Raw genomic sequence first — 1,107 nt, 5'->3', positions numbered from 1 at the left:
TCGCAATAGCCGGCTATTACTCAATCATGCGCCTTGACCTTAGTCATTTACCCTGCGTAAAACCTGATCATTATATTAAGCAGAATGGTATAAGTGCACCAGTTTAGTCACCTAAATACCTCTGCTGGTGTTTGATAACGGTCTATTAATGAGTCAGTTACCACTTTATAAATGGCATGAGTTAATTTATGTAGATGCCATTATGGGTAGGTTACACAGTGCCGAGTGATTTGAGTTAAAAGGCGAGTCGATGCGTAAAATTGGTGCGAAACTATTGACGAATCTTGAATAAAAGATTACAACTTAATCTCATGAGAATACGCAACTGTGTTAATCCTTTATCGGCAGGCATTCATGCTGGTATTTAACCCCTTAACGGTTGATAAAAAATGTTAGAACATGGAATATTAAATATTAAACTAGAAGATAATATTTTAATTATTGAAGGTACGGGGCCGTGGAACAGAGAAGCATTATTACTTTCATTTGATACTGCAGGAGTGGAACAAAAGCGACGTATTAGCCAAAAGTGGGCTGTTATCACTATTTTCAACGGTGATCCGATCTATACACCGGATGCCGCTGATCTGCTAATTGAGTCTATAGAATATGACAAGTTACATGGAAGGGTTGCTACAGCGGTTATTTTAAAAGACTCCAACTTCCCTGGATTAGGCAAGAGACATCTGGATAAAATATATAAAAAGGCAGGAGAACCGTGTCAGTTTTTTGAAAATCTGTGTGATGCGAAAGTTTGGGTAAAACAGCAGATTGCCTTGTAAATAAGATAAAACTTGCGTGAGGTAATATGTTTAAAGGCGAAACCTTTGTTTTGCCTGTTTTGTAGGCAGTTGATAAGATTTAGCTATAGATTAAGCTTGAAATTCAGTCAAATTTTGTGGATGTCCAGATCTTTCTGCATACGTGAATCTGTTAATATCTCAATTTCTTCCTTAACGTTATCACGGTCAGAGCTATTCAATATTTTATACTTGCTAGTATATCTTCTATTAACTTATACCATATATGGACCCTCTCCGATTGCAAGACAATTTTGATCGTTGAAATAGAGTGCATTGCAGCCATATATTCGGCTTTTTTATGAGG

General features: G+C 36.8%; 1 protein-coding gene. It reads left to right on the top strand.

Going from position 1 to position 1,107, the window contains the following annotated elements:
• The first annotated feature begins 389 nt into the window (after nucleotides 1-389).
• A complete protein-coding gene (locus G322_RS0119495) occupies nucleotides 390-782 on the top strand; it encodes a hypothetical protein (RefSeq protein WP_022943313.1) in 393 nt (130 codons plus the stop codon).
• The last annotated feature ends 325 nt before the right edge of the window (nucleotides 783-1,107 follow it).

Origin of the sequence: Psychromonas hadalis ATCC BAA-638 (assembly GCF_000420245.1) — a bacterium.
GTDB classification, from domain to species: domain Bacteria; phylum Pseudomonadota; class Gammaproteobacteria; order Enterobacterales; family Psychromonadaceae; genus Psychromonas; species Psychromonas hadalis.
This window is presented reverse-complemented; position numbering and strand designations above follow the sequence as displayed.